Genomic DNA, 23,732 nt, shown 5'->3' with positions numbered 1-23,732 from the left:
ATGGCCACGCGAATGCTGTTAAACTGGGGCGTTACGAGCAGGCTTTCAAGCGTCAGGCGCAATCTTGGACGCGTCCTGCAGGTACCCGAATCCGACCCCCGGCAGTCTGCGTGGCACGCGCGCCTTTCGCAAGTTTCGAGGCAAGTTCGACGCCCCGCGCCAGCGTACAAACCGATTGCGCCGCGCCCACTGCCCCAGCCCGAAGGCATCCAGACCTACGCATGAGCGACAAGCCCCTTACCGATATCGCGTTTTCCAGCTTCGACCTGCACCCGTCCCTGCTTGCAGGGCTTGAAGCGGCCGGATTCTCCCGTTGCACGCCGATCCAGGCGATGACGTTGCCGCTCGCGCTGCAAGGCCGCGATGTCGCTGGCCAGGCCCAGACCGGCACTGGCAAGACCCTGGCCTTCCTGGTCACGGTGGTCAACCGGCTGATGACCAAGCCGGCGCTGGCCGACCGCAAGCCGGAAGATCCGCGCGCACTGATCCTGGCGCCGACCCGCGAATTGGCGATCCAGATCCACAAGGATGCGGTCAAATTCGGTTCCGACCTCGGGCTGAAATTCGCCCTGGTCTATGGCGGTGTTGACTACGACAAGCAGCGCGAGCTGCTGCAGCGCGGCGCCGACGTGATCATCGCCACCCCCGGCCGCCTGATCGACTACGTCAAGCAGCACAAGGTGGTCAGCCTGCATGCCTGCGAAATCTGCGTGCTGGACGAAGCAGACCGCATGTTCGATCTCGGCTTCATCAAGGACATTCGCTTCCTGCTGCGGCGCATGCCGGTGCGTACCGAGCGGCAGACCCTGCTGTTCTCGGCGACCCTCTCGCACCGCGTGCTGGAGCTGGCCTACGAGCACATGAACGAGCCCGAGAAGCTCGTCGTGGAGACCGAGTTCATCACCAACGCCAAGGTGCGCCAGCTGATGTACTTCCCGGCCGACGACGAGAAGATCAAGCTGCTGCTCGGCCTGCTGTCGCGCAGTGAAGGCGCTCGCACCATGGTGTTCGTCAACACCAAGGCATTCGTCGAGCGCGTCGCTCGCTCGCTGGAAAAAGCCGGCTACCGGGTCGGCGTGCTCAGCGGCGACGTGCCGCAGAAGAAGCGCGAGAGCTTGCTCAAGAAGTTCCAGGCCGGGCAGCTCGAACTACTGGTCGCGACCGACGTCGCCGCCCGCGGCCTGCACATCGATGGTGTATCGCACGTCTACAACTACGACTTGCCGTTCGATGCCGAGGACTACGTGCACCGAATCGGCCGGACGGCTCGTCTTGGAGCGGAGGGTGATGCGATCAGCTTCGCCTGCGAGCGCTACGCGCAGAGCCTGCCCGACATCGAGGCTTTCATCGAGCAGAAGATCCCGGTCGAGCCGGTGACCTCCGAACTGATGACCGCGTTGCCGCGCAAGCCCCGCGAGCAGCAGGTCGAAGCCGATGCCGAGGAAGGTGAGAGCATCGGCGAGATCTTCAAGGAAGTGCGCGAGGCACGCGCCGTCGAGGACGCCAAGCGTGGCGGCGGTCGTTCCGGTCCGGGCGCTGGTCGCTCCGGCGAACGTGGCCCGCGCAGCGCCGGTGGCGGACGCAGCAGCGGAGGTACAGAGAGTCGTGGTCCGCGTCCACCACGCAAACCACGAGTCGAAGGCGAGGCCGCTGCGGCAGCTCCAGTCGCCACGCCAGCGACCGGTCCTGCAAATACAGCCGTGGACGGCGAGAAGCCCGCGCGCAAGCGTCGGCGCAGGCGTGGTGGCGTGCCATTGGAAAACGGTGCTGCGACGACCACATCGACTTCGCAAGTGGCTGCAGTCAAACCTGCGACCAAATCCGCCAAGCCAGCCGATGCTTCCACCGCGAACAAGACCGGATCTTCGCCCTCGTTGCTCACGCGGATTGGCAAGGGCCTGAAGTCGCTGGTGACCCGCGCGCCACGCAACCAGCACTGAGGTGCGACGCACGGATCGGCCGGGCCGGCAGGGTTTCGGCTCGGTGGTAATGCCACGCCGCTTGCCGGCGTGACTCCGCGCACGTTGCCGGCATCGCCGTGCTGGCCGCCGCGGTCGGCTCGGGCGATACTGCCGCCCATTCCCCGCAGCTCGGCGACGCAATGACGGTTCTGCGTTTCGACAACGTCAGCAAGCAGTATCCGGGCGGCCATGCCGCCCTGGCAGAAGTGAGTTTTTCCGTCGCTGCTGGCGAGATGCTGTTCGTCACTGGCCACTCTGGTGCCGGCAAAAGCACCTTGCTGAAGCTGATCCAGTTGGCCGAACGGCCCAGCCGCGGCGTGGTGTTGTTCGACGAGCGCAACCTGGCCAAGGTCCGCGGTGGCCGCATCGCCCATCATCGGCGTAATGTCGGCGTGGTCTACCAAAACCACCAACTGCTGATGGACCGCAGCGTTGCCGAGAACGTCGGCTTGCCGCTGGTGTTGCGCGGGATCAAGCGCGGTGAAATCAACAAGCGCGTGCGCGTGCTGCTGGACAAGCTCGGTCTCGGCGAGCGCGAACGCTCACTTCCGTCGCAATTGTCGGCGGGCGAGCAGCAGCGGGTCGGCATCGCGCGCGCGGTGATCGCCGAACCCGCACTGCTGGTGGCGGATGAGCCCACCGGCAATCTCGACCCGACCTTGTCGGCGGAAATCCTTGCTCTGTTCGCGGCGCTGCCGGAACGCGGCACCAGCGTGCTGGTCGCCAGCCACGACCTCGGCCTGGTCAAGCGCATGCGCAAGCGTGTGCTGGTGCTCGACCATGGGCAGCTGGTCGACGACATCTCGCCGGAGGACCTGGCAGATGAATGAGCGCGTCAATGAACGCACCGGTGACAGCATGCAGTCCAGCCGCTTCGGCGCATGGATATCGCACCATGGCTACAGCCTCGTGGCCAGCCTTGGCCGGATGCTGCGCAAGCCATGGGCGACCCTGCTCACGGTCGGGGTGATGGCGCTGGCGCTGGCCTTGCCGCTGGGTCTGTGGCTGGTGATGGGAAACTTGGCGCGGCTGGGCGGCGAAGTGCAGGCCAGTCGCAATGTCGATGTGTTCCTGAAACAGGGCATCGATGCCGATGCGGCGAAATCCCTTGCTGACACCCTGCGCCAACGTGGCGATGTCGCCGACGTGGTGCTGGTCACGCCAGAGCAGGCGCTTGCGCAGTTGCGCGCGCGGCCGGACCTGGCCGAGGCGATCGATGCACTTGGTGCCGACGCCGCGCGCGCGGCATTGCCAAGCGTGTTGCGGGTCAGCCCGCGTGGCGATGAGCGCCTGCTTGCCGATTCTCTGCGCAAGCTGCCGCAGACCGAGCGCGTGCAGCATGACCTGGCATGGCGCGAACGGCTGGATGCGTGGCTGCGTTTCGGCGCACGGGTCGCCCTGGTGCTGGCGGCATTGCTGGGATTTGGCGCATTGTTGGTGGTCGGCAATACCGTGCGGCTAGACATCCAGTCGCGCCGAGAGGAGATCGGCGTGCTGCAACTGCTGGGTGCCAGCGACGGGTTCGTACGTCGGCCGTTCCTGTACCTGGGTGCCTGGTACGGGCTGGCTGCGGGCGCGGCCGCGCTCGGCGTGCTGACCCTGGCCTGGATGGGCCTGCGCGAGCCCCTGGCCGAACTCGCCGCGCGTTACGGCAGTCATTTCGCCTTGCGCGGACTGGATCCGTTGCAGGGCTTGCTGGTGCTGGTGGCGGCGGGTGTGTTGGGTTGGCTCGGCGCCGGCCTGGTCACCGGCCATTACTTGCGCCAGACCCGGCCGACGGAGGCCTGAACGTGGCTGCTGGCCAGGATCTACGCCACGTCGTCAGCGATGCCCCACGCGTCATGGTGGTGGATGGCTCGCGGATGGTGCGCAAGCTGATCGGCGACACCCTGAAGCGCGACGTGCCCAATGCCGAGGTGATCGGCTGCGCCAACCTGGCCGAAGTGCGCGCCGTGCTGGCCAAGGGCGCGGTCGACCTGGTCACCACCGCACTACTACTGCCCGACGGCGACGGCATGGCGGTGGCACGCGTAGTGCGCGAGGCCGGCGGACAAGCCTACGTGCCGATCATTGTGGTCTCCGGCAATGCGCAGGAAGCACTGGAAACCCGAACCTTCACCGAAGATGTCACCGATTATTTCGACAAGAGCCTTGGCCATGGCGCGCTGGCCACATTCATCCGCGGCTATGTGCAGCCGGCGCCGATCGAGGGTGCGCGAGTGCTCTACGTCGAGGACAGCCGAGTGGTGGCGACCGCGACCAAGCGCATGCTGGAGCGGCAGGCGATGCAGGTGTTGCACGTGATCAGTGCCGAAGACGCGCTCGAGCACTTGCACAAGTACATCGGGCGCAGCGATGGCGATGTCGGTTGCGACCTGCTGCTGACCGATGTCTATCTGAAAGGCGTGCTCAGCGGGCACGACTTGCTCAGCCAGGTTCGTGGGGCATTCGGTTATGGCAAGCGGCGCCTGCCGGTGCTGGTGATGACCGGTGACGACAACCGCGACAACCAGGCGTCGCTGCTGCGCGAGGGCGCCAACGACCTGGTGCTGAAGCCGATCGAAGAGCGCTTGCTGGTGACCAAGGCCCTGTTCCAGTTGCGGCTGGCCAAGCTGCCGGAGCCCGGCAGCTTCAACCGCTGAGTGCGCCTTTGAGCGAGCACGACATCCGCCTGGAACCCAGTTGGAAAGCCCGCATTGGCGACTGGTTCGCGCGTGAGGACATGCAGCAGTTGTCCGGCTTCCTGCGTCAGCGCAAGGCCGCCGGCGCCACCATCTATCCGCCCGGCGGGCAGATCTTTGCCGCTTTCGATGCCACTCCGTTCGACTTGGTCAAGGTCGTCATACTCGGCCAGGATCCGTATCACGGTCCAGGCCAGGCGCATGGGCTGTGCTTCTCGGTCCAGCCCGGGGTGCCGGTGCCGCCGTCGCTGGACAACATCTACAAGGAACTGGCGCGCGATGTCGGATTCCAGCGGCCGGACCATGGCTGTTTGCTGCCATGGGCCGCACAAGGCGTGCTGCTGCTCAACAGCGTGCTGACGGTCGAGGCCGGAACCCCTGGCGCGCATCAGCGCAAGGGCTGGGAAGGCTTCACCGATCACGTGGTCGACGTGCTCAACCGCGAGCGCGAGAACCTGGTGTTCCTGCTCTGGGGCAGCTATGCGCAGACCAAGGGCAAGGTGATTGATGCCCGACGGCATCGCGTGCTCAAGGCGCCGCATCCCTCGCCACTGTCCGCGTACCGGGGCTTCATGGGCTGCGGGCATTTCTCGGCGGCCAACCAGTTCCTGACCCGCACCGGGCAGACGCCGATCAACTGGACCCTACCCACGCCATGGATGCCCACGCGGCCTTGACCCGGTCTTGATCACCCCTGTGACAGGCTGATGGCTGCGGTAATACTTCAAAAAGCCGTCCTTCAGCCTGCCGCTGTTCCATGAATGGAACAGTAGTGAACTAACGGCAGGGTTAGCAGTCGGATATGACGACTGCTAAAATCGACCCCATGAGCGAGACCACCATGTCCAATGCCCTTGTCACCCACAACCTGCCAATCCCGTCACTTCAGGTTGGCGCGATGGGTTCGCTGGATGCCTACATCGGCGGCGTGCACCAGATCCCGGTGCTCACCGTCGAGAACGAACAGCGGCTAGCCCGTCGTCTGCGTGACGACAATGATTTGCAGGCCGCGCAGGAGTTGATTCTGTCGCATCTGCGCTTCGTCATCCACGTCGCCCGCGGCTACAGCGGTTATGGCCTGCCGCTTGGCGACCTGATCCAGGAAGGCAACATCGGCCTGATGAAGGCGGTCAAGCGCTTCGACCCGAACGTGGGCGTGCGCCTGGTCAGCTTCGCGGTGCACTGGATCCGCGCCGAGATGCACGAGTTCATCATCAAGAACTGGCGGATTGTCAAAGTCGCGACCACCAAGGCGCAGCGCAAGCTGTTCTTCAACCTGCGCAAGAGCAAGAAGCGCCTGGGCTGGTTGAACGCAGCCGAAGTCAGTGCAGTGGCCAAGGACCTCAACGTCAGCGAACGCGAAGTGCTGGAGATGGAATCGCGCCTGTCCGGTCGCGATGTCGGTTTCGATGCGCCCGATGACGGTGATGACGACCATGCGCCGCCAGCGCCTGCGCATTACCTGGTCGCACGCGACGAAGATCCGGCCGAGGCCTATGAATCTGCCGACAGCGAAGCCGACCAGATGCAGCTGCTGCGTGAAGGCATGTCACGGCTGGATGCGCGTTCGCGCGATATCATCAGCCGCCGCTGGCTGGATGACGAAAGCAAGGTCACCCTGCAGGAACTGGCAGACGAATATGGCGTCTCCGCCGAACGTATCCGCCAGGTCGAGTCCAACGCGCTGAAGAAGATGAAGGGGCTGTTCGCCGCGTAATCCGCGGCTCTCGCAGCAATCACGAACAGCCCGCGCAAGCGGGCCGTTTGCGTTGTGCGCTAGGATTTCCGCAACAAGGACTCAGGAGTTGCCGATGGATGCCACGTTGCGCATTGCACTGTTGATCGACGCAGACAATGCACCTGCCACCAAGATTGAAGTCGTGTTGAATGAGCTGTCGCGGCATGGCATCGCCAATGTGCGCCGCGCCTATGGCAACTGGAAGAGCGCGCATTTGCAGAAGTGGGAGCAGATGCTGCACCCGCATGCGATCCAGCCGATGCAGCAATTTGCCTACAGCATCGGCAAGAACGCGTCTGACATGGCGATCGTGGTCGATGCAATGGATCTCTTGCATAGCGGGCAATTTGATGCTTTTGGAATTGTTTCCAGCGACGCGGACTTCACCCCGCTGGTGATGCGCATGCGGGCCCAGAACATGCGGGTATTCGGGTTTGGCGCGCAGCAGACTCCCAAGCCTTTTGTAAATGCTTGTTCGACTTTCCTCTACCTCGACGAGGCAATGTCGACGGCAACTGGAACCACCACGGATGCGGCATCGTCCAAGCCGAAGACTACTGCGCAACTGCGGCAGGACACGGCATTGGTGGCCCTGCTGCGTGGGGCTGTTGACTCCGCGAAGGGCGACGATGGCTGGGCGCACTTGAGTCCGGTCGGCCAATACATCGCCAACCGCGCTTCGTTCGACCCGCGCAATTACGGCTATCCGAACCTTAGTAGCCTTGTCGAAGCCAGCGACTTGTTCGAGGTGCGCAAGGTCAACCAGGTCGTGCACGTTCGTGCCAAGCCAGCGAATAAGCCGGCCAGGAAGGCGGCAAAAAAGAAAGTTACTTTCATCGTCGATCCGAAACCTCAATAAAGCTCGACCGGATCCACGTCCAGCGACCAGCGCACCTTGCGTGCATCGGGTAAGGCGTAGAGCTGAGGTATCACGTCATCCAGTGCGACATGCAATTTGCGGCGCTGTGGTGAGGCCAGCAGCAGTTGCGCGCGCTGGTAGCCGGCGCGACGCGGCATTGGCGCTGGCAAGGGGCCGGATAGTTCGATGCCGGCATCACCCAGCAATTCCTTCGCGAGCTGCAGGAAGCGCACTGGCGGGTCGGCGTGTTTCGCTTCGGCACGCAGCAGGGCCAGATGCGCGAACGGCGGGAACTCGGCGGCTTCGCGCTGGATGAGCTCGGCTTCGGCGAAGGCGTGATAACCGCCCTGGATCAGGATTTGCAGTAGCGGATGCTCGGGATGGTGGGTCTGGATCAGCACGCTGCCGGGTTTGTCCGCGCGGCCGGCGCGACCGGCCACCTGGATCAGCAACTGCGCGAGTTTCTCGCTGCTGCGGAAGTCTGCGGAAAAAAGTCCCTCGTCGACCCCGACCACCACGACCAAGGTGAGGTTGGGCAGGTCGTGGCCCTTGGCCAGCATCTGGGTGCCAACCAGGATTCCGGGCTGCGTGCCCAGCGTGTCGAAATGGGCCTGCAGCGCATCGCGCTGACGAGTGCTGCCGCGGTCGATGCGCAACACCGGAACCTCAGTGAATCGCTGTTGCAGGAGTTCCTCGATGCGTTCGGTGCCGGCGCCCTGAGGCTGCAAGGCCAGGCTTGCGCAATCCGGGCAGGCCAATGGCACCGGCCTGCGTGTCCCGCAGTGGTGGCATTGCAGGCGTCGGCCTGCCCCATGCACGGTCATCGGCGTGCCTTGCTCCGGCGTGCTGCAGCGCGGGCAATGCGCGCTCCAGCCGCAGTCGTGACAGAGCAGCACCGGCGCATAGCCGCGTCGATTTTTGAACACTAGCACTTGGCCACCGGCGGCCAGCGCGGCTTCGATCGCCTGCAACGCTTCGGCCGACAGGCCCGCCTGTAGTGGCCGCTTGCGTACGTCCTGCACGCGCACCTGCGGAGGATGTGCGCCACCTGCGCGCTGCCGCAGGCGCAGATGCGTGAAGCGACCTGCCTGCGCGTTGTGCAGCGATTCCAGCGACGGCGTGGCGCTGCCGAGAACGATGGGGACGCCCATCGCCTTGGCGCGGACCAAGGCGAAGTCACGCGCGTGGTAGCGGATGCCGTCGAACTGCTTGTAGCTGCCGTCGTGCTCCTCGTCGATGACAATCAATCCCGCATCGGGCAAGGGCACGAACACCGCCGAACGCGTGCCGACGATCACCCGTGCCTGCCCGCGCGCCGCCGCCATCCAGGTGCGCGCCCGTTCGGCATCGCCCAGGCCCGAATGCAGTACCTCCACCGGCACGCCCAGGCGCGAGCGAAAACGCTGCAACAGTTGCGGGGTCAGGCCGATCTCCGGCACCAGCACCAACGCCTGCTTGCCGCGCGCCAGGCAGGCGCGGATCGCATGCAGGTAAACCTCGGTCTTGCCGCTACCGGTGACGCCGTCAAGCAGGAACGGCGCAAAGCCAGTGGCGCTGTCGATTGCCTGGGTGGCGCTGCGTTGTTCATCATTGAGTGAAAAGTGGGCGGAGGGAATTAAGTTCGGCTTAATTCCCTCCGTCCACTTTTCGACACGCTCCACCAGCCGGCGATCTCGCAGCGTACGCATCGGCGTGCGCCAGCCGGGATGTGCGGTATCGAGCAGCGCTTCTTCGCAGGCAGCGATTTCAAGCACCGTCGCCAATGCCTGCGGCTTGCCTGCGCGCATCGACGGCAAGGCAGTGCGGCCGGCTTCAGTCAGTGACCAGCCGTAGGTTGTCGTGTCCGGCAACGGCTCGCCGCGACGCAGCGCGCTCGGCAAGGCTGTCGCCAGTACTTCCCCTAGCGGCGCGTGCAGATAGTGCGACAGCCATTGGAGAGACTCGAACAGTTCGTCGTGCAACAGCGGTGCATCGTCTGGCAGCGCGCGTGCCGCTTTCAGTTCGATGCCGGGATCGGCCATGGCATGGCCGACGACCACGCCGTACAGTTCGCGCGCGCCGAACGGCACCAGGATGCGTTGGCCGCGCTGCACCGACCCGGCCTCGATGCCTGGAGGCGGCGCATAGTCGAATGGCTGCGGCAACGGAAGCGGCAGGGCGACGCGCAGCACGGGACGGGTTGCCTGCATCGCGCCAGTCTAGTCGTCAGACCAGCCAATCGGGCCCGCTCCGGCATTGCCGGCCATGTCAATTTCAAGTTGCGGGCCATAACTCAGCCATTAGCCCCGGAAAGTGGCGTAAACGATTGTCGCTGCAGGGAAATCATGTTTATCCACATCAGCTGTGGATAAGTCTGTGCACGGGCAACCTTCACAGGTGCGCAATGGCCACGATGCAAGGCCTTCGCCGCTTGTGGTGAAAAAACAGCCAAATAGGACAAGTTCAATGAAATCAAATAGTTGCTCGTGAAACATCGCTGTCACATGACATGAAGATTCCGTGAAACAGGCGTGCATGACGATTCCATGACGCCTGTGCACAACCGTTTAGCCACAGGCCGCGTCATTGCTTGCGGAGCCACCCCTGACGGCACTGTCAAGCGGTTTTTTGCAGGCCAGACGAGCGGCTGTCCGGCTAAGATGCGGCGTGCCCAACCCTCCGCAATGACCACGCCGCCGGCGCCTGTGTCCTCGCCCCCTGCCATCGCCGCCTTCGTGCGCGGCGTGGGCCAGCGTGCGCGCCTGCTGGCGACGGTCCAGGCCGGCGCCAGCAAGCCTGCGGAGCAGGCGTTGGCGGTGGTGGCGCGGGTGTTCGCCAGCGAAGCCGGGCAGTGGCCGATCGCGCAGTGGCCACAACAATACTGGCGCTTGCTGTTGGCCACGCCGCACCTGCGCCAGCCCGGCACGCCCGAGCCGGGGTTGCCACTGCCCGGTATCGCACGACTAGCGCCGACCCAGCGTGCCGCGTTCCTGCTACAACTGGTGGCCGGCCTGGACGATGCCACCGCGGCGACCGCGCTGGGCACGTCGGTCAGTGCGTACCAGGATGTGATCCGCGACGGCCTGCCGTGTGATGCACTTGGCCAGCCCGATATTGACGTCTGGCGCGCTTGGCGCGAGGCCGTGCAGCGGGAACTGGCCAATGCCCGGCCGGCGCCGGACGTCTTGGTGCCGGAATCGCGCACGGCACCGCCGCCTAAAGCTGCAAGCGCCCCAGCTGGTGAGGTGATCGCCAACGAAGCACACCATCGTCATGTGCGCTGGTTGTGGCTGGGCGTGGCGATCTGCGTACTGGCATTCGCGACCACCTTCTTCCTGCATCCTGCCGGGCGCGCCGTGCTGCAGCGCTGGACGGCGACGATCAAGCTCGAGCCCTTGCCGGCTGCCGCTGCGCCGAAAGCCCGTTTCGATGCCGATGATGGTGGCTCGCATCCTGATCGCGAACTACTCGCAGCACCTGAAGAGACGGGCCATGCCAGCCAGCTGGCATTGCTGTCGTGGCTGACGGTGAACAGCGAGGATCCGCGCGCCGCGGATGCAGTGCAGTTGCCGGTGATTACCGCACCCAAGCCACGCACGAACATGGACCCTGCGCACGATGCCTCCGCAATGGCCACGCGCTTGCACCAATGGGATGTCTTGCCTGCGCGCGTGCACGGCCTGCGTCGCGGCCAGTGGCAGGCCTGGCGTGCGCTGACCGCGGGCGAGCGCATCCAGTTGCGTGGCATCGCCGAACGCTGGCGCACATTGGCTCCGCAACAACAGCAGGCTCTGCGTGAGCGCTTCCAGGTGCAGACGTTCGATGCCCGCAACGGCTGGTGGCTGGGCCCGACCCTGGGCCGCGACTGGCCACGTATCCAGGCATTGTTTGCATATGTCGATGTCGGCCAGCGCGACGCACTGCTGCAACTGCTGCGCACCACCGACCGCGACGGCTGGGACGTGTTGGCACGGCTGGCGCAAACCACGTCACCGGAAGAACGCGCACAGCTGCGCGCCGAGCTGCTGGCACAGGCGCCCTCGCAACGTGGCGCATGGTTGCGGGCGCAACTCGCCCGCTGAGCGTCAAATCGCGGCGGTCATCACATCGCCAGCAGGCCAATGGTCATGCTGGCGGCCATCGCAAAGCTGAGCAGGATCATGTAGCACAGGCCAAGCGCTAGATATTTCAGGAGCGTCATTGGCCAGCCCTGTTTGTACACCCGCTTCTGCATGAGCAGCAGGTACACCGGGATCCACGCCGCGAGCAGGCCTTCAGTCCAGTCGAACAGGGTCTGCAATGCCGGCGATTGAGGCGCAACCCATTGCTCGAGCGCCAATACCAGCAGGATCAGCATCACGCTCAGGCACAGGAACGCATGGCTGTGCAAGGCCACGATCAGGTGCTCCATGTACAGCCTGCGCTTGAACACATAGGCCACTTTGAGCATCAGCGCAAAAATCGGAACCAGCACGAACAGGGTGGTCGGCACTGCGCCCAGCGCGGCAGTCTTGTATGCGGTCGGGTCGTCCCTGAGGCGGGCCAGGTTCTTGGTGGCCCGGCCCATCTGCGTATTCAGCCACCTGTTGGCGAAGCCCGGCAGCCAATCAACCTTGATCGGGTTCGTCTTCGCATCCCAGGTGCCATCGCCTAGCGTGATGCCGTCGTTACTGGCTGGTGGCGGCACGCCTTTGGCCTGCGCATCACGCAACACTTTGATGCGCGCGTCGGCGGCGTTCCGGATCGCCTGTTCGCCGAACTCGACGCCCGCTGCGCCCGGCGTATTTTCCGCCGCCTTGCGCGCCACGGCAAATTCCAAGAGGGCCTTGTCGCGCTCGGCTTCGACCGCGGCCACGGTGGTCGAAGACGAGATTCCGCTGTTGTCGGATTTGATCGCCAGGTCGGAGCCATCGAAGCTGAGCTGCGCCAAGAAGATGGTGGCGATGATCAGGAAAAAAAACAGCCGCACCGGACTGACGTAGCGCACCCGCCGCCCGGCGAAGTATTCGCGGGTGATGAAGCCCGGCTTGGCGAACAGCGGGCCGATCGTTCGCACGATGCGGGTGTCGAAGTCGAACACGGTGTCCAGCGCATCGCCGATGACGCTGGAGAAATGCCGTACCAGGCCCTTCACAGGTTGCCCGCATGCATGGCAGTGCGGGCCGAGTAGCGGCGTGTTGCAGTTGCCGCAGGTGCCAGGCTCTTCGGCTTCGCGGACAGCTGGCGGCTGTGGTGTCACGGGATCAGCGTCGGGCATGGTGTCGTTGGGTGTGGTCATGGGCAGTCTCTCTACTGCCGGTAAGATGGCAGCCCGCGCGTGCCGACGCCACTGCCGCGACGCCCGAGCCCGCCATGTCTTCCGTACACGCCATTCCCCGCTTTGCCGATGAAGTGCGCTCCAGCGCACGCCTGGCTGCGCCGATGGCGGCCGGGCATTTGTCGCATGGACTGGTCGGTTTCGTCGATACCGTGGTCGCCGGCCACCACGGCATCACCACGCTGGCCGCGGTGGCGGTTGGCACTGCGCTGTTCTGGCTGCCGATGATGATGCCCATGGGCATGCTGATGGCGTTGCCGCCCTCGGTGTCGGAGCTGGATGGCGCGGGGCGTCGGGAGGAGATTGGCCCGCTGTGGCGGCAGGCGCTATGGCTGGCGCTCGGGCTGGGCCTGTTGCTGTTCGCGTTGATGACGGTGCTGCCGATGGTGCTGGCGCCGATGGGCATCGCCGCCGAAATCGTGCCCGGCGCCACCGACTTCATCCATGCAATCCGCTGGGGCATCCCCGCGTTCACCCTGTACCTGGCGATGCGCTATCTCAGCGACGGCCTGCACTGGTCGCTGCCAACCATGCTGCTGGGCTTCGGTGGCCTGCTACTGCTGGCGCCGCTGGGCTATGTGCTGACCAATGGCTTGCTCGGATTCCAGGAAATGGGTGCGGCCGGGTTGGGCTGGGCCTCGGCGGCGATGTTCTGGCTGCAAATGCTGGCGTTCGCGTACTACCTGTCACGTTCGCCACGCTTCGCCGACCTGCGCCTGTACACGGATTTCCGGCGTCCTGACTGGCGCGTGCTGCGCGACTTGTTGGGTACAGGTCTGCCGATCGGGGTCACCGTCAGCATGGAAGGCAGCTTGTTTATCGTCACCGCACTGCTGATCGGGCGGCTCGGTGAGTTGCCGGTGGCAGCGCACCAGGTCGCGATCAATGTCGCCACCCTGAGTTTCATGATTCCGTTCGGGATAGCGGAAGCCACCACGGTGCGCGTCGGCCATGCATTGGGTCGTGGCGACCGCGCCGGCATCCGTCGTGCGGCGTTCGCTGGGCTGGCCTTGGTGCTGTGCGCACAGGCGATATCGGCCACGGTGATGCTGACAGCCAACCACGCGATCGCCGGGCTGTACACGGCCGATGCCAGGGTTGCGGCGCTGGCGGCATCCTTGTTGCTGTATGCCGCGTTGTTCCAGTTCCCGGACGGCGTGCAGGTGCTCTCCGCCGGTGCGCTGCGCGGCCTCAAGGACACGCGCGTGCCGATGCTGCTGGCCCTGCTGGCGTACTGGTGCGTCGGCATACCGGTCGGCGCCGGCCTGGGGCTCGGCCTGGGCGGTTTCACCCCGGCATTGGGGCCACGGGGCATGTGGGTTGGGCTAACCGCGGGCTTGTCGGTCGCTGCCTTCCTGCTGGCGCGGCGGTTCTTGCGCAGCAGCCTGCGCGTCCCCATCTCAGGCCAAACGCCTGCAGCGCCATCGGTCACGATGACCGAAGGCGGATGAAGGTTTCACGTCGCCCCGTTACCCTGTCGCCATCGCCACCCAGCTTCCCGCATCGGTGGCCTCGTTCTCCTGGAGCTTGAAATGAACCCACCGCGCACCCGCGGCCCCATCGCCCGTCTGGTCATCGGCCTGTGGGATGCGGTCAATTTCAGCCGCCGGCTGGTCTTCAACATCCTGTTCCTGATCGTCGTGGTCATCGTGCTGGCGGTGATGTTCGGCGGCGGCAAGATCGCGCCACCGGCGGATCGCTCCGCCTTGGTGATCGCGCCGCAGGGCCGTCTGGTCGAACAGTTCAGCTGCGATCCAATCAGCCGCGCGTTCGCTCGCGCCACCCGCGGCAGCGATTGCCGCGAACTGCGCCTGCGCGACGTACTGCGTGCGCTGGACGCGGCGCGCACCGACAAGCGCATCGAGCGCGTGGTGCTGGAACTCGATGAATTCCAGCCCGGCGGCTTCGCCTCGCTGCGTGAAGTCGCGGCGTCGCTGGCCAAGTTGCGCGCAAGCGGCAAGCAGGTCATCGCGTATGGCGACAACTACAGCCAGGGCCAGTATCTGCTGGCCGCGCAGGCCAACGAGGTCTACCTTGATCCGATGTCGCAGGGTGGCGTAATGCTGGAAGGACTGGCCGCCTATCGCCAGTATTTCCGCGAAGGCCTGCAGGACAAGCTGGGCGTGGACATGCACCTGTTCAAGGTCGGCGAGTTCAAGTCCGCCGCCGAGCCCTATGTGCTGGATGCCGCCTCGCCGGAAGCCAAGCAGGCTGACCTGTACTGGATGGGCGACGTTTGGCAGCGGATGCTGGCCGACATCGGCAAGGCCCGCGGGATCAATCCGGCTACGCTGTCTGCGCGGATCAATGCGCTGCCCGAGCAGGTGACCGCCGCCAATGGTGACCTGGCCCAGCTCGCACTGACCCAGAAGCTGGTCGATGGCCTGAAGACGCAGGAGGACGTCGACAAGCTGCTGGCCGAGCGCGGCGTGGCCGACGCCGACGCCGACGGCGGCTTTCGCCAGGTCTCGCTGGATGCATACCTGAAGCACCTGGATGGCGCGTTGCCACAGGCCGACATGCGCCCGCAGGTCGGGGTGGTGGTGGCCGAAGGCGAGATCGCCGGTGGCGAGCAGCCGGCGGGCAAGGTCGGTGGGCAATCCACCGCAGAGCTGCTGCGCCAGGCGCGCGACGACGACAAGGTGAAGGCGGTGGTGCTGCGGGTGAATTCACCCGGTGGCGAGGTGTTCGCCTCCGAGCAGATCCGTCGCGAAGTGGCCGCGCTGAAGGATGCCGGAAAACCTGTCGTGGTGTCGATGGGCGATGTCGCCGCATCGGGTGGCTACTGGATCAGCATGAATGCCGATCGCATCTATGCTGATCAATCCACGATTACCGGTTCCATCGGCATCTTCGGCCTGTTCCCGACCGCCGACCGCGCGCTGGACAAGATCGGCGTGCACACCGATGGCGTCGCCACCACCCGTTATGCGGGTGCCTTCGACATCACTCGTCCGTTGGATCCAGGCGTGGCGACCATCGTCCAGTCGGTGATCGACAAGGGCTATCGCGACTTCACCGGCAAGGTCGCCAAGGCGCGCGGTCGGAGCATCGAGCAGATCGACGAAGTGGCGCGCGGTCGCGTGTGGAGCGGCGAACAGGCCAAGGCGCGTGGACTGGTGGATGCGTTCGGCGGACTGGATGCGGCGGTGGCCGATGCTGCGGCGCGGGCCAAACTCGGCAAGCCCGACAAATGGCAGACCCAGTACATCGAACGGACGGTCAAGCCGTTCGAACAGTTGTTCGGCGGCTTCGTGCAAAGCCGCGCCGGCCTGGCCCTGCTACGTGCAAGCGGCATCGGCGAAACCCTGCTGCTGCAGCACCTCAAGGCACAGGCCCCGCTGCGCCTGCTCGATACGGTGATGCAACAACGCGGCAACGTGCGCGTGATGCCGCTGGCGCACTGCTTTTGCGCAGTTGAGTAAGCCTGCGCAGCTGAGTAAGCCTGGCGGTGGAATAAGCGCGGCGCTACTGCGTCGCGGCATCGAGTTCCGCTTGCTCGCGTTTTGCCGCGTCCTCGGTTGCGGTGACGGATGCGTGCGCAGCGTCTTTGTAGGCATTGGCAGTTTCCACCAATGCTGATTTCGGTTGCGCCTGCGGCTCGGGACGGCGTTCCTCATCCGGCGGCTTGGGCGAGGAACAGGCGGACAGCAGCAGGCAGGCCAGCACCAGGGTTGGCGGCATTGCACGAATCGCACGCGTCGTACGCATGATGGGCTCCAGTGCCGGCGTGGCGGGAAGGGCCGGCATCAGTCGTATGCTACCCCCGACACAGATTGCGCAGGAGTCGGGCATGGATCGCAACCGCAACCGCTGGAACCTGGATGGGCAACGCGCGCTGGTGACCGGCGCCAGCGCCGGGATTGGCTTCGCAATCTGCCGTGAGCTGCTGGGCTTGGGCGCGCAGGTATTGATGGTGGCGCGAGAACCCGAGGCGCTGGAAGCCGCGCGCGCCGAACTTGAAGAAGAATTCCCCGGTCCCGAGGATGCGGTGCTGGCCCTGCCTGCCGATGTCAGCGACGACGAGCAGCGCGTTGAAATCCTGGACTGGGTGGCCGACCAGGGCGGCCTGCACATCCTGATCAACAATGCCGGTTGCAACATCACTCGACCCGCGCTGGATTATGGCGAGGACCAGTGGCGCGGCATCTTCGAAACCAACTTGTTCAGTGCATTCGAGTTGTGCCGTGGCGTGTATCCGATGCTGGTCAAGCATCCCGTGTCGAGCATCGTCAATATCGGCAGCGTGTCCGGCATCACCCATGTGCGCAGCGGCGTGCCTTACGGCATGGCCAAGGCGGCGTTGCAGCAGATGACCCGCAACCTGGCAGTGGAATGGGCCGAGGACGGGGTGCGGGTGAACGCGGTGGCACCTTGGTACATCCGCACGCGGCGGACGTCGGGCAAGTTGGCTGATCCCGATTACCTGGACGAAGTCCTGTTGCGCACGCCGATGGGTCGCATTGGCGAACCGGAGGAAGTTGCGGCTGCGGTCGCGTTCCTGTGCATGCCGGCATCCAGCTTCATCACCGGCGAGTGCATCGCAGTGGATGGGGGCTTTTTGCGTTACGGGTTCTGACCCGCGATGGAGTTTGTCGCGCAACCAGGAACAGTGGGCCAACGCCCGATCTACGGGGTCGGCGCAGGCGTGGTGGTGGCGGGATCAGCTGCTGGCGCAACCGGCGAACACCGACTTGCCTTCACCTTCGCATCGATGCCATCGAATGCCGCCTGGCGCTCGCCGCGGTTGTCGTTGCCGGCGTACTTGAGTTTGAACTCGGCATCGTCGAGCCGTCGCAACCAGGCATCGCACAGGCCGTCGTCGGGAATCGCAGTGCAGGTGTCGTCGCGCATCTCGCAGGCGCTGCCCATGCCCAACGCCTGGCTGCCATCAATGCCGACCACCTGCAGCGGTACGCAGCGCGGCGGCGGCATCTCCTTTTCGCCGAGATAGTCGTCGCCGTCCCACGTGCGGCACTGGAACAGCGGTGGTGGCGCTGGCAGTTCGGCGGATTCCGGCGCCGGCTTGCGCTTCATGTTGGGTCCGCTGACCATCACGAAATCACCGTAGACCGGCGCTGGCGGTGGTGCATCGGCTTGGGGTTTCTTCGCCGGAACCGGCACCGTGCGTACTTCGCCGACGCGGCGGATCTCCTGCTTCATGCCAGGCGCGCATGGCGTGCCGTTCTGCATCGACACCGCACCTTTCGCATCGGTGCATTTGTAGAACACGGTTTCCTGTGCCAACCCCATGCACGGGGCAAGCAGCAGCATGAGCAAGACGCAACGACGCAACATCAATGACCCCCACAGTCGTTGTCGAGGCGGGCATTGATGCCGCGTTCCTCGACCCGCAGCACGTCGCGCTCGGACGGCATCGCATTGAAGAAGCGGGTGCGGATTTCCTTGCGGCGATCACGCAGGCGCGAACAGGTCTCTGCTGGCGGCAACATCGCGCAGTCGTCGCGAATCCACTGGCCACCACCCATGGCCACCGGCCAATTGATGTCGCCGCGGGGCGGCCGTGTCGGGTTGTCGGGGCGTGGCGTGGCGCCACCGATATTGCTGCCCAGCGAAGTGGTTGGCCGCACTGCCTGATAGCCCAGCGTCCACAGCGGCACCCAGCGTGGGTTGCCGGCATTGTCGTCGCTGGTATAGCGCTTGCCGTCGGGTGTCACGCATTCGTACATTGGCCGTGGCGGCGCCAGGTAAACCACTTGCCTGGGTGCGGGTGCCTGCGGAGCAGTTGTCGGCTTCGGTGACTGCTCAGGTGTTTTCACGGGAGGCGCGTCCTTCGGTCTGGTCATGTCGCGCACTTGCTGTTGCTGGCCCTTCGGGCATGGGCTGTCGCGCAGGGCCTGCTTGCCAGCGCTGTTGGTGCACCGGTAGATGCGCACTTCACTGCTTTGCGCCGAGGCAGCGGGAGAAGCCAGTGCCCATCCAAGACAGGCCAGTGCAGTGATGGTGAAAGCCGGTTTCATCTTGCCATCTTGCGCGGCTGACGCTGAATCGCAAATGGGCGGGGCAGGTAACAACGGCACTCAGATCCGCAGAGTGTCGCCGCTGCGTGCATCGCGGATCGCGGTCGGCCGTTGCAGTCCGCCGGTTTCGCCGATGGTGATGGCATCAACGCCGGCCATGATGACGGGATCCAGTGCATCACGGCTGCACGGCGCGGATTCGCTGGCGCGATTGGCGCTGGTTGACACCAACGCGCCACCGAACGCGTTACATAACGTGATGACGGTGGGGTGTGCGCTGACTCGCACCGCGATGCCGGTATGCGTGCCGGTAATCCATGCGGGTGCATTGGTTGATGCTGGCACGACCCAGGTATGCGGGCCCGGCCAGCCGGCACGCACCGCAGTGCGTTGTGTGTCGTCCAGCGCGGCCATGTCGATGTAGGGCGCGAGCTGCGCTTCGTCAGCCGCGATCAGGATCAGGCCCTTGTCGACCTCGCGCTGTTTCAACGTCAACAGGCGCAAGACAGCGGCTTCATTGCTTGGATCGCAGCCCAGCCCCCACACGGCTTCGGTTGGATAGGCGATGACGCCGCCGCGTCGGAGTGCGGCGATGGCGTCGGCGATGTCGGTCTGCGGAAACATCATTGGTCGTGCGATGTCCAATGCGTCATTCCGGCTTTTGCCGGAATGACGCATTGGATCAGAATGGCGCTTCGTCGCGTGCCGGCTTCTTGATGATGCGTTTCTTGCCCAATACGACCTTGGCGGGAGTCAGCAGCGGTTCGGCCGGTTCGGGGTGCGGACTGACATAGGCTTTCTTCGCCGCAGTCTTTTTCGCAGCTTTCTTGGCTGGTGATTTCTTGGCTAGCGACTTATTGGCTGGCGACTTCTTCGCGGTCGTGCTTGCCGCTTTCTTTGCCGGTGCTTTCTTCACAGGCGCTTTCTTGGCGGCTGCCTTCCTGGTCGCAGCCTTTTTCGCCGCGGCTTTCTTGGCGCCAAAGCCCTTGCGTGCCGGCTTGCCGGTTTCCGCCATCAGTTGCTGGACTTCCTCCAACGTCAGCGACGCCGGTTCACGATCCTTCGGGATCTTGCCGTTGAGCGCGCCGTCCGACAGATAAGGCCCGAAGCGGCCGTTCAGCACCTGGATGTCGCTGTCAGGCCACTGCTTGATGATGCGGTTGCGCGCAATTTCTTCCTTTTCCTCGATCAGGAACACCGCGTGGGCAAGTTCGATCGTGTACGGATCGTCTTCCTTCTTCAGCGAGGCATACACGCTGCCACGCTTGACGAACGGACCGAAGCGACCGATGCCGACGCTGACCGTCTCCTCGTTGGACTCGCCCAACGTACGCGGCAGCAGGAACAGCTCCAGCGCCTGCTCCAGGTTGATCGCATAGATGCTCTGGCCCGGCTTGAGCGAGGCGAAACGCGGCTTGTCTTCGTCCTCGACGGTGCCGATCTGCACCAGTGGGCCGTACTTGCCGATCCGCGCACTGACCTGGCGGCCGCTGGCGGGATCGCTGCCGAGCACGCGAACGCTGCCGGCATCGATCTTGTCGAGATTCTGCTTCTTTTCGTCGACCAGCTGCTTGAACGGACCCCAGAATTTCTCCATCAACAGCACCCAGCCTTCGGTGCCATCGGCAACCGCGTCGAGCTCGTCCTCGAGCTTGGCGGTGAAGTCGTAATCGACGTAGCGGGTGAAGTGCGAGCTGAGGAATTTGCTGACTGCGCGGCCGACGTCGGTGGGCTTGAATGCGCGGCCGTCCATCTCGGTATAGCGGCGCAACAGGGTCTGGATGATCGACGCATACGTCGATGGCCGGCCGATGCCGTGTTCTTCCAGCGCCTTGACCAGCGCCGCTTCGGTGAAGCGCGGCGGCGGCTGGGTGAAGTGCTGGTCGGTATGGATGCGCTCCAGCGGGATGCGGTCGCCAGGCTTCATCACCGGCAGCTTGCGGCCTTCATCATCGTCTTCGGCGGATTTGCTGTCCTTGCCTTCCTCATACACCGCGAGGAAACCGGTGACGATGACTGTCGTGCCGCTGGCGCGGAAGCTGTGCTCGCTGCCCGCGGCCAGTTCCACGCTGACCGTGTTGAGCGTGGCCGGGATCATCTGGCTGGCGACCGTACGTTTCCAGATCAACTCATAAAGCTTGCGCTCGTCATCGGTCAAATACTGGCTGACCTGCGCAGGTGTGCGCAGCGCCGAGGTCGGGCGCACCGCTTCGTGCGCTTCCTGCGCGTTCTTGGATTTCGTCTTGTAGACGACGGGCTGGTCCGGCAATGAATCCGTTCCGAAATCGCGCGCGATCACGTCGCGAATCTCGCTCAGCGCATCCTGCGACAGGCTCACCGAGTCGGTACGCATGTAGCTGATCAGGCCGACCGTGCCTTCCTCGCCGATCGCCACGCCTTCATAGAGTTTCTGCGCGACCTGCATGGTCTTGCGCGTGGTGAAGCCGAGCTTGCGCGAGCCTTCCTGCTGCAGGGTCGAGGTGGTGAACGGCGGCGATGGCCGGCGCTTGCGTTCCTTGCTGGCCACGTCGGTGACGTGCAGCGAGCCACTCGCAGCAGCAACGATGCGCGCGCGTGCGGCTTCGGCATCCTCGCCATTGGTCAGGCTGAAATCGATGTTCTTGGTGTCGATGACGAACTTCTTGCCATCGAGCTTGGACAGGCGCGCACTGAAACCCTGCGATGGATGGGTGACGTCGGCTTCGATGCTCCAGTATTCGTGGTTCTTGAATGCTTCGATCTCCTCCTCGCGCTCCACGATCATGCGCAGCGCCGGCGATTGCACGCGCCCGGCCGACAACCCGGCCTGGACCTTGCGCCACAGCACCGGCGACAGGTTGAAGCCGACCAGGTAGTCCAGCGCGCGCCGTGCCTGCTGGGCATCGACCAGGTCAGCGGCAATGGCCCGTGGTTGCGCCATCGCCTCCTTGATCGCGCGCGGGGTGATCTCGGTGAACACCACCCGATGCAGCGGTTTGTCCTTGATCAGGTCGCGCTCGCGCAGGATCTCGGCGATGTGCCAGCTGATCGCCTCGCCCTCGCGATCCGGGTCGGTCGCCAGGTACAGGACTTCCGCGCTCTTGGCGGCCTTGGCGATCGCCTCGACGTGCTTCTCGTTCTTCTCGATAAGGTCGTAGCGCATGGCGAAACCGTTCTCGGGATCGACAGCGCCCTCCTTCGGCACCAGGTCGCGGACATGACCGTAGGAAGCCAGGACAGTGAAGTCCTTGCCGAGATATTTATTGATCGTCTTGGCCTTGGCAGGCGATTCGACGATGAGCAGGTTCTTGGCCATTGATGCAGTTTCCGGGTATCACGAAGAGTGCGGCGCGATCTGGCGCCGCAGAAGCTAACGCCCGGGAGAACGCCGTGAAAGGCGGTCCGGGCGCTGGACTTTTCCATTTACAGTGGAATCACGGCGAGGGGCTGGCTGTCAAGCGCCGGCCGCCAAAAGCTCCGGCTAATGTACCGGTTCGGGCTCATCCAGGAACATCTGGGTCTCCATCCAGGCGTAAGCCGCTTCGGAGCCAGGCTGGTTGAACAACACCATCAACACCACCCATTTGAGGTCATCCAGGTCCAGTTCGTCCTGATCCAGCGCCATCGCCCGATCCACCACCAGCTCGCGCTGGTCGGGATTGAGGATGCCGTGCTGCTCCAGGAACAGCAGGAATCCGCGCGATTCGGTATCGAGCTTGTCCTGCTCGGCCTCATGGAAGACGCGGATAGGCCCATTGCTGCGTGATTGCCCCGGTGCAGGCCGCTGGCGCGCCAGCGCATCCAGCCAGTCGAAGGCCTTGCGGATCTCTGCATTGGAGAAGCCGGCTTCGCTCAACTCGCCCATCAACGGGCCGTTCTGGGTGGTGATGGCGTCGCCGGACGCGGCGATCGCGTCGTTGGTGAAGTAGTGCTCGAACAGGTACAGCAGGACGTCCAGGATGCTTTCTTTCATGTCCCCCGGCCTGCGCCGTATTTGGCGCGATATTGGCAAACCACCGCTGTCAGGGTCCGATCCTGCAGTAACGGCCATGTTCGGCCGCGACCCGCCCCTCCAGTTCCAGCGACAGCAGCATGGCCGACAGCTCGGCAGTCGTCAATCCGCTGCGCTGACCCAGCTCATCCATACCTGTTGGGTCATGACCGAGCGCCTCCCACAAGCGGTTGTAGTCCGGGTCGATCGGCAGGCACGGCTGGAGTGGGGTCTGGAGCTGGGCTTGGGGTGGTGCATAACTGGCCTCCAGTTCACCGCGCAGTGCTTTGGCGAGGTCGATGGCAAGTGGCGCGAGCACTTCCAGTACCTCGTCAGGGGATTCCACCAGTTGCGCGCCCTCACGGATCAACCGATGGCAGCCGCGCGCCATTGGATTGTGGATTGAGCCGGGCAGGGCGAACACCTCGCGACCGACCTCGGCCGACAGGCGGGCGGTGATCAGCGCCCCGGAGCGCTCGGCGGCCTCAATTACCAGGGTGCCCAGGCTGAGGCCAGCAAGGATGCGGTTGCGGCTGGGAAAATACTGGCGCAATGGCCGCGTGCCAGGCAGGTGTTCGCTGATCACACAGCCTTGGGCGGCAATGCGTTCCAGTAGCGGCCGGTTGCGAACCGGATAGGCGATGTCCGGGCCGGTGCCGAGCACAGCCACGGTAGCGCCATCGGCCCGCAGGGTCGCTTCATGGGCGGCGGCATCGATCCCGGCGGCCAGGCCGCTGGCGATGCACAGGCCGTTGCGGGACAGCGCATCGGCAAACATGGCCGCATTGGTGCAACCGCCTGCCGTCGCCGCGCGGCTGCCGACGATCGCGACCGTGGGCCGCCACAGCAGGCCGGCGTCGCCGGCGACGAACAGCATAGGTGGCGGACTGGGGATGCGCCGCAGCAAGGGTGGATAGTCGGCCTGCGACCAGCCGATCAACTCATGGCTGGCCGACTCCAGCCAGGACTGCCCGCGTGACAGCAGGACGAGGTCCGGAGTGCGGATCGCATTGCAGGTAGTGGCATCCAGGCCATGGCTGGCCCAATCGCGGGCACCTGCGCGCAAGGCGGTGTCCGCGCTACCGTGACTATCCAGCAGGCGGCGGATGGCCGCAGCGGGTGCGCCGCTGGTGAGCAGGCGCAGCAGCGCGTCATGTTCGTCGTGATCGGATATGGGTAAGGCAGGCGAGGCAGGCATGCTGCCAGCATCGGCCAGAGACGACAACGGCGCCCTCGGGCGCCGTTG

Annotated in this window: 19 protein-coding genes and 1 pseudogene; 11 read left to right on the top strand and 9 right to left on the bottom strand. The window is 64.8% G+C overall.

From position 1 onward, the window contains the following. Positions 1 to 221: 221 nt before the first annotated feature. From rhlB to PSV05_RS03300, 7 genes are all read left to right on the top strand, one after another. The gene (gene rhlB / locus PSV05_RS03330) at positions 222 to 1,940 is read left to right on the top strand and encodes an ATP-dependent RNA helicase RhlB (protein ID WP_300061465.1); all 1,719 of its coding nucleotides are present in this window, start codon (positions 222 to 224) and stop codon (positions 1,938 to 1,940) included. A 161-nt stretch (positions 1,941 to 2,101) separates the two neighbouring features. After that, positions 2,102 to 2,791, top strand: coding sequence for an ATP-binding cassette domain-containing protein (locus PSV05_RS03325; RefSeq protein ID WP_300061462.1), 690 nt, complete (start codon positions 2,102 to 2,104; stop codon positions 2,789 to 2,791). Beyond that, positions 2,784 to 3,749, top strand: coding sequence for a permease-like cell division protein FtsX (gene ftsX / locus PSV05_RS03320; RefSeq protein WP_300061460.1), 966 nt, complete (start codon positions 2,784 to 2,786; stop codon positions 3,747 to 3,749). The genes PSV05_RS03325 and ftsX overlap by 8 nt, the downstream gene beginning before the upstream one ends. A 53-nt stretch (positions 3,750 to 3,802) precedes the next feature. Beyond that, positions 3,803 to 4,603, top strand: coding sequence for a response regulator (locus tag PSV05_RS03315; RefSeq protein ID WP_300062225.1), 801 nt, complete (start codon positions 3,803 to 3,805; stop codon positions 4,601 to 4,603). An 8-nt stretch (positions 4,604 to 4,611) separates the two neighbouring features. After that, positions 4,612 to 5,319, top strand: coding sequence for a uracil-DNA glycosylase (gene ung / locus PSV05_RS03310; RefSeq protein ID WP_300061457.1), 708 nt, complete (start codon positions 4,612 to 4,614; stop codon positions 5,317 to 5,319). Between the two features lie 149 nt (positions 5,320 to 5,468). After that, positions 5,469 to 6,359: an RNA polymerase sigma factor RpoH gene (rpoH, locus tag PSV05_RS03305; RefSeq protein WP_300061454.1), complete on the top strand. Its 891-nt coding sequence runs from the start codon at positions 5,469 to 5,471 to the stop codon at positions 6,357 to 6,359. A 94-nt stretch (positions 6,360 to 6,453) separates the two neighbouring features. Beyond that, positions 6,454 to 7,239, top strand: a complete 786-nt coding sequence (locus tag PSV05_RS03300; RefSeq protein ID WP_300061451.1) for an NYN domain-containing protein — start codon at positions 6,454 to 6,456, stop codon at positions 7,237 to 7,239. On the opposite strand, the gene PSV05_RS03295 is transcribed toward PSV05_RS03300, so the two are convergent. Continuing rightward, positions 7,233 to 9,428: a primosomal protein N' gene (locus tag PSV05_RS03295; protein ID WP_300061448.1), complete on the bottom strand. Its 2,196-nt coding sequence runs from the start codon at positions 9,426 to 9,428 to the stop codon at positions 7,233 to 7,235. The two genes, PSV05_RS03300 and PSV05_RS03295, sit on opposite strands and share 7 nt — an antisense overlap. 474 nt (positions 9,429 to 9,902) lie before the next feature. Here PSV05_RS03295 and PSV05_RS03290 point away from each other — a divergent pair, with 474 nt between their 5' ends. Next, positions 9,903 to 11,300: a hypothetical protein gene (locus PSV05_RS03290; RefSeq protein WP_300061445.1), complete on the top strand. Its 1,398-nt coding sequence runs from the start codon at positions 9,903 to 9,905 to the stop codon at positions 11,298 to 11,300. A gap of 20 nt (positions 11,301 to 11,320) precedes the next feature. Here PSV05_RS03290 and PSV05_RS03285 read toward each other — a convergent pair whose 3' ends face one another. Next, positions 11,321 to 12,496: a DUF3667 domain-containing protein gene (locus tag PSV05_RS03285; RefSeq protein WP_300061442.1), complete on the bottom strand. Its 1,176-nt coding sequence runs from the start codon at positions 12,494 to 12,496 to the stop codon at positions 11,321 to 11,323. Between the two features lie 74 nt (positions 12,497 to 12,570). Between PSV05_RS03285 and PSV05_RS03280 the strand changes: the two genes are divergently transcribed. After that, the gene (locus tag PSV05_RS03280) at positions 12,571 to 13,986 is read left to right on the top strand and encodes an MATE family efflux transporter (RefSeq protein ID WP_300061439.1); all 1,416 of its coding nucleotides are present in this window, start codon (positions 12,571 to 12,573) and stop codon (positions 13,984 to 13,986) included. An 81-nt stretch (positions 13,987 to 14,067) separates the two neighbouring features. Beyond that, entirely contained in the window at positions 14,068 to 15,960 is a 1,893-nt protein-coding gene (sppA, locus tag PSV05_RS03275) for a signal peptide peptidase SppA (protein WP_300061436.1), read from the top strand. A gap of 43 nt (positions 15,961 to 16,003) precedes the next feature. Here sppA and PSV05_RS03270 read toward each other — a convergent pair whose 3' ends face one another. Continuing rightward, positions 16,004 to 16,285, bottom strand: a complete 282-nt coding sequence (locus tag PSV05_RS03270; protein ID WP_300061433.1) for a hypothetical protein — start codon at positions 16,283 to 16,285, stop codon at positions 16,004 to 16,006. Between the two features lie 43 nt (positions 16,286 to 16,328). On the opposite strand from PSV05_RS03270, the gene PSV05_RS03265 reads away from it, so the two are divergent. Further along, complete coding sequence (locus PSV05_RS03265; protein ID WP_300061430.1) at positions 16,329 to 17,114, top strand: SDR family oxidoreductase; 786 nt, start codon at positions 16,329 to 16,331, stop codon at positions 17,112 to 17,114. A gap of 50 nt (positions 17,115 to 17,164) precedes the next feature. Here PSV05_RS03265 and PSV05_RS03260 read toward each other — a convergent pair whose 3' ends face one another. From PSV05_RS03260 to dprA, 6 genes and pseudogenes are all read right to left on the bottom strand, one after another. Further along, on the bottom strand, positions 17,165 to 17,833 hold the full coding sequence (locus PSV05_RS03260; protein ID WP_300061427.1) for a hypothetical protein: 669 nt from the start codon (positions 17,831 to 17,833) through the stop codon (positions 17,165 to 17,167). Continuing rightward, the gene (locus PSV05_RS03255) at positions 17,833 to 18,516 is read right to left on the bottom strand and encodes a DUF4124 domain-containing protein (protein ID WP_300061424.1); all 684 of its coding nucleotides are present in this window, start codon (positions 18,514 to 18,516) and stop codon (positions 17,833 to 17,835) included. Before PSV05_RS03255 ends, PSV05_RS03260 begins: the two co-directional genes overlap by 1 nt. Positions 18,517 to 18,576: 60 nt before the next feature. Further along, positions 18,577 to 19,140, bottom strand: a complete 564-nt coding sequence (locus PSV05_RS03250) for a Sua5/YciO/YrdC/YwlC family protein (RefSeq protein ID WP_300062222.1) — start codon at positions 19,138 to 19,140, stop codon at positions 18,577 to 18,579. A gap of 169 nt (positions 19,141 to 19,309) precedes the next feature. Beyond that, positions 19,310 to 21,811: pseudogene (locus PSV05_RS03245) on the bottom strand (DNA topoisomerase I); the annotation flags it as partial. A gap of 165 nt (positions 21,812 to 21,976) precedes the next feature. Then, positions 21,977 to 22,468, bottom strand: coding sequence for a DUF494 family protein (locus tag PSV05_RS03240; protein ID WP_300061421.1), 492 nt, complete (start codon positions 22,466 to 22,468; stop codon positions 21,977 to 21,979). A gap of 49 nt (positions 22,469 to 22,517) precedes the next feature. Next, positions 22,518 to 23,684, bottom strand: a complete 1,167-nt coding sequence (gene dprA / locus PSV05_RS03235; RefSeq protein ID WP_300061418.1) for a DNA-processing protein DprA — start codon at positions 23,682 to 23,684, stop codon at positions 22,518 to 22,520. Positions 23,685 to 23,732: the final 48 nt, after the last annotated feature.

It is taken from the genome of Thermomonas sp. (assembly GCF_029945965.1).
In the GTDB taxonomy this organism is placed as follows: domain Bacteria; phylum Pseudomonadota; class Gammaproteobacteria; order Xanthomonadales; family Xanthomonadaceae; genus Thermomonas.
Note: the sequence above shows the minus strand (reverse complement) of the source record. Positions and strands in the feature narration are given on the sequence as shown.

What these genes read in the sequence shown, in the direction of transcription:
- rhlB (WP_300061465.1), top strand. Translation starts at nt 222, where the DNA reads ATGAGCGACAAGCCCCTTACCGATATCGCGTTTTCCAGCTTCGACCTG.
- PSV05_RS03325 (WP_300061462.1), top strand. Translation starts at nt 2,102, where the DNA reads ATGACGGTTCTGCGTTTCGACAACGTCAGCAAGCAGTATCCGGGCGGC.
- ftsX (WP_300061460.1), top strand. Translation starts at nt 2,784, where the DNA reads ATGAATGAGCGCGTCAATGAACGCACCGGTGACAGCATGCAGTCCAGC.
- PSV05_RS03315 (WP_300062225.1), top strand. Translation starts at nt 3,803, where the DNA reads ATGGTGGTGGATGGCTCGCGGATGGTGCGCAAGCTGATCGGCGACACC.
- rpoH (WP_300061454.1), top strand. Translation starts at nt 5,469, where the DNA reads ATGAGCGAGACCACCATGTCCAATGCCCTTGTCACCCACAACCTGCCA.
- PSV05_RS03300 (WP_300061451.1), top strand. Translation starts at nt 6,454, where the DNA reads ATGGATGCCACGTTGCGCATTGCACTGTTGATCGACGCAGACAATGCA.
- PSV05_RS03295 (WP_300061448.1), bottom strand. Translation starts at nt 9,428, where the DNA reads ATGCAGGCAACCCGTCCCGTGCTGCGCGTCGCCCTGCCGCTTCCGTTG.
- PSV05_RS03290 (WP_300061445.1), top strand. Translation starts at nt 9,903, where the DNA reads ATGACCACGCCGCCGGCGCCTGTGTCCTCGCCCCCTGCCATCGCCGCC.
- PSV05_RS03285 (WP_300061442.1), bottom strand. Translation starts at nt 12,496, where the DNA reads ATGACCACACCCAACGACACCATGCCCGACGCTGATCCCGTGACACCA.
- PSV05_RS03280 (WP_300061439.1), top strand. Translation starts at nt 12,571, where the DNA reads ATGTCTTCCGTACACGCCATTCCCCGCTTTGCCGATGAAGTGCGCTCC.
- sppA (WP_300061436.1), top strand. Translation starts at nt 14,068, where the DNA reads ATGAACCCACCGCGCACCCGCGGCCCCATCGCCCGTCTGGTCATCGGC.
- PSV05_RS03270 (WP_300061433.1), bottom strand. Translation starts at nt 16,285, where the DNA reads ATGCCGGCCCTTCCCGCCACGCCGGCACTGGAGCCCATCATGCGTACG.
- PSV05_RS03265 (WP_300061430.1), top strand. Translation starts at nt 16,329, where the DNA reads ATGGATCGCAACCGCAACCGCTGGAACCTGGATGGGCAACGCGCGCTG.
- PSV05_RS03260 (WP_300061427.1), bottom strand. Translation starts at nt 17,833, where the DNA reads ATGTTGCGTCGTTGCGTCTTGCTCATGCTGCTGCTTGCCCCGTGCATG.
- PSV05_RS03255 (WP_300061424.1), bottom strand. Translation starts at nt 18,516, where the DNA reads ATGAAACCGGCTTTCACCATCACTGCACTGGCCTGTCTTGGATGGGCA.
- PSV05_RS03250 (WP_300062222.1), bottom strand. Translation starts at nt 19,140, where the DNA reads ATGTTTCCGCAGACCGACATCGCCGACGCCATCGCCGCACTCCGACGC.
- PSV05_RS03240 (WP_300061421.1), bottom strand. Translation starts at nt 22,468, where the DNA reads ATGAAAGAAAGCATCCTGGACGTCCTGCTGTACCTGTTCGAGCACTAC.
- dprA (WP_300061418.1), bottom strand. Translation starts at nt 23,684, where the DNA reads ATGCCTGCCTCGCCTGCCTTACCCATATCCGATCACGACGAACATGAC.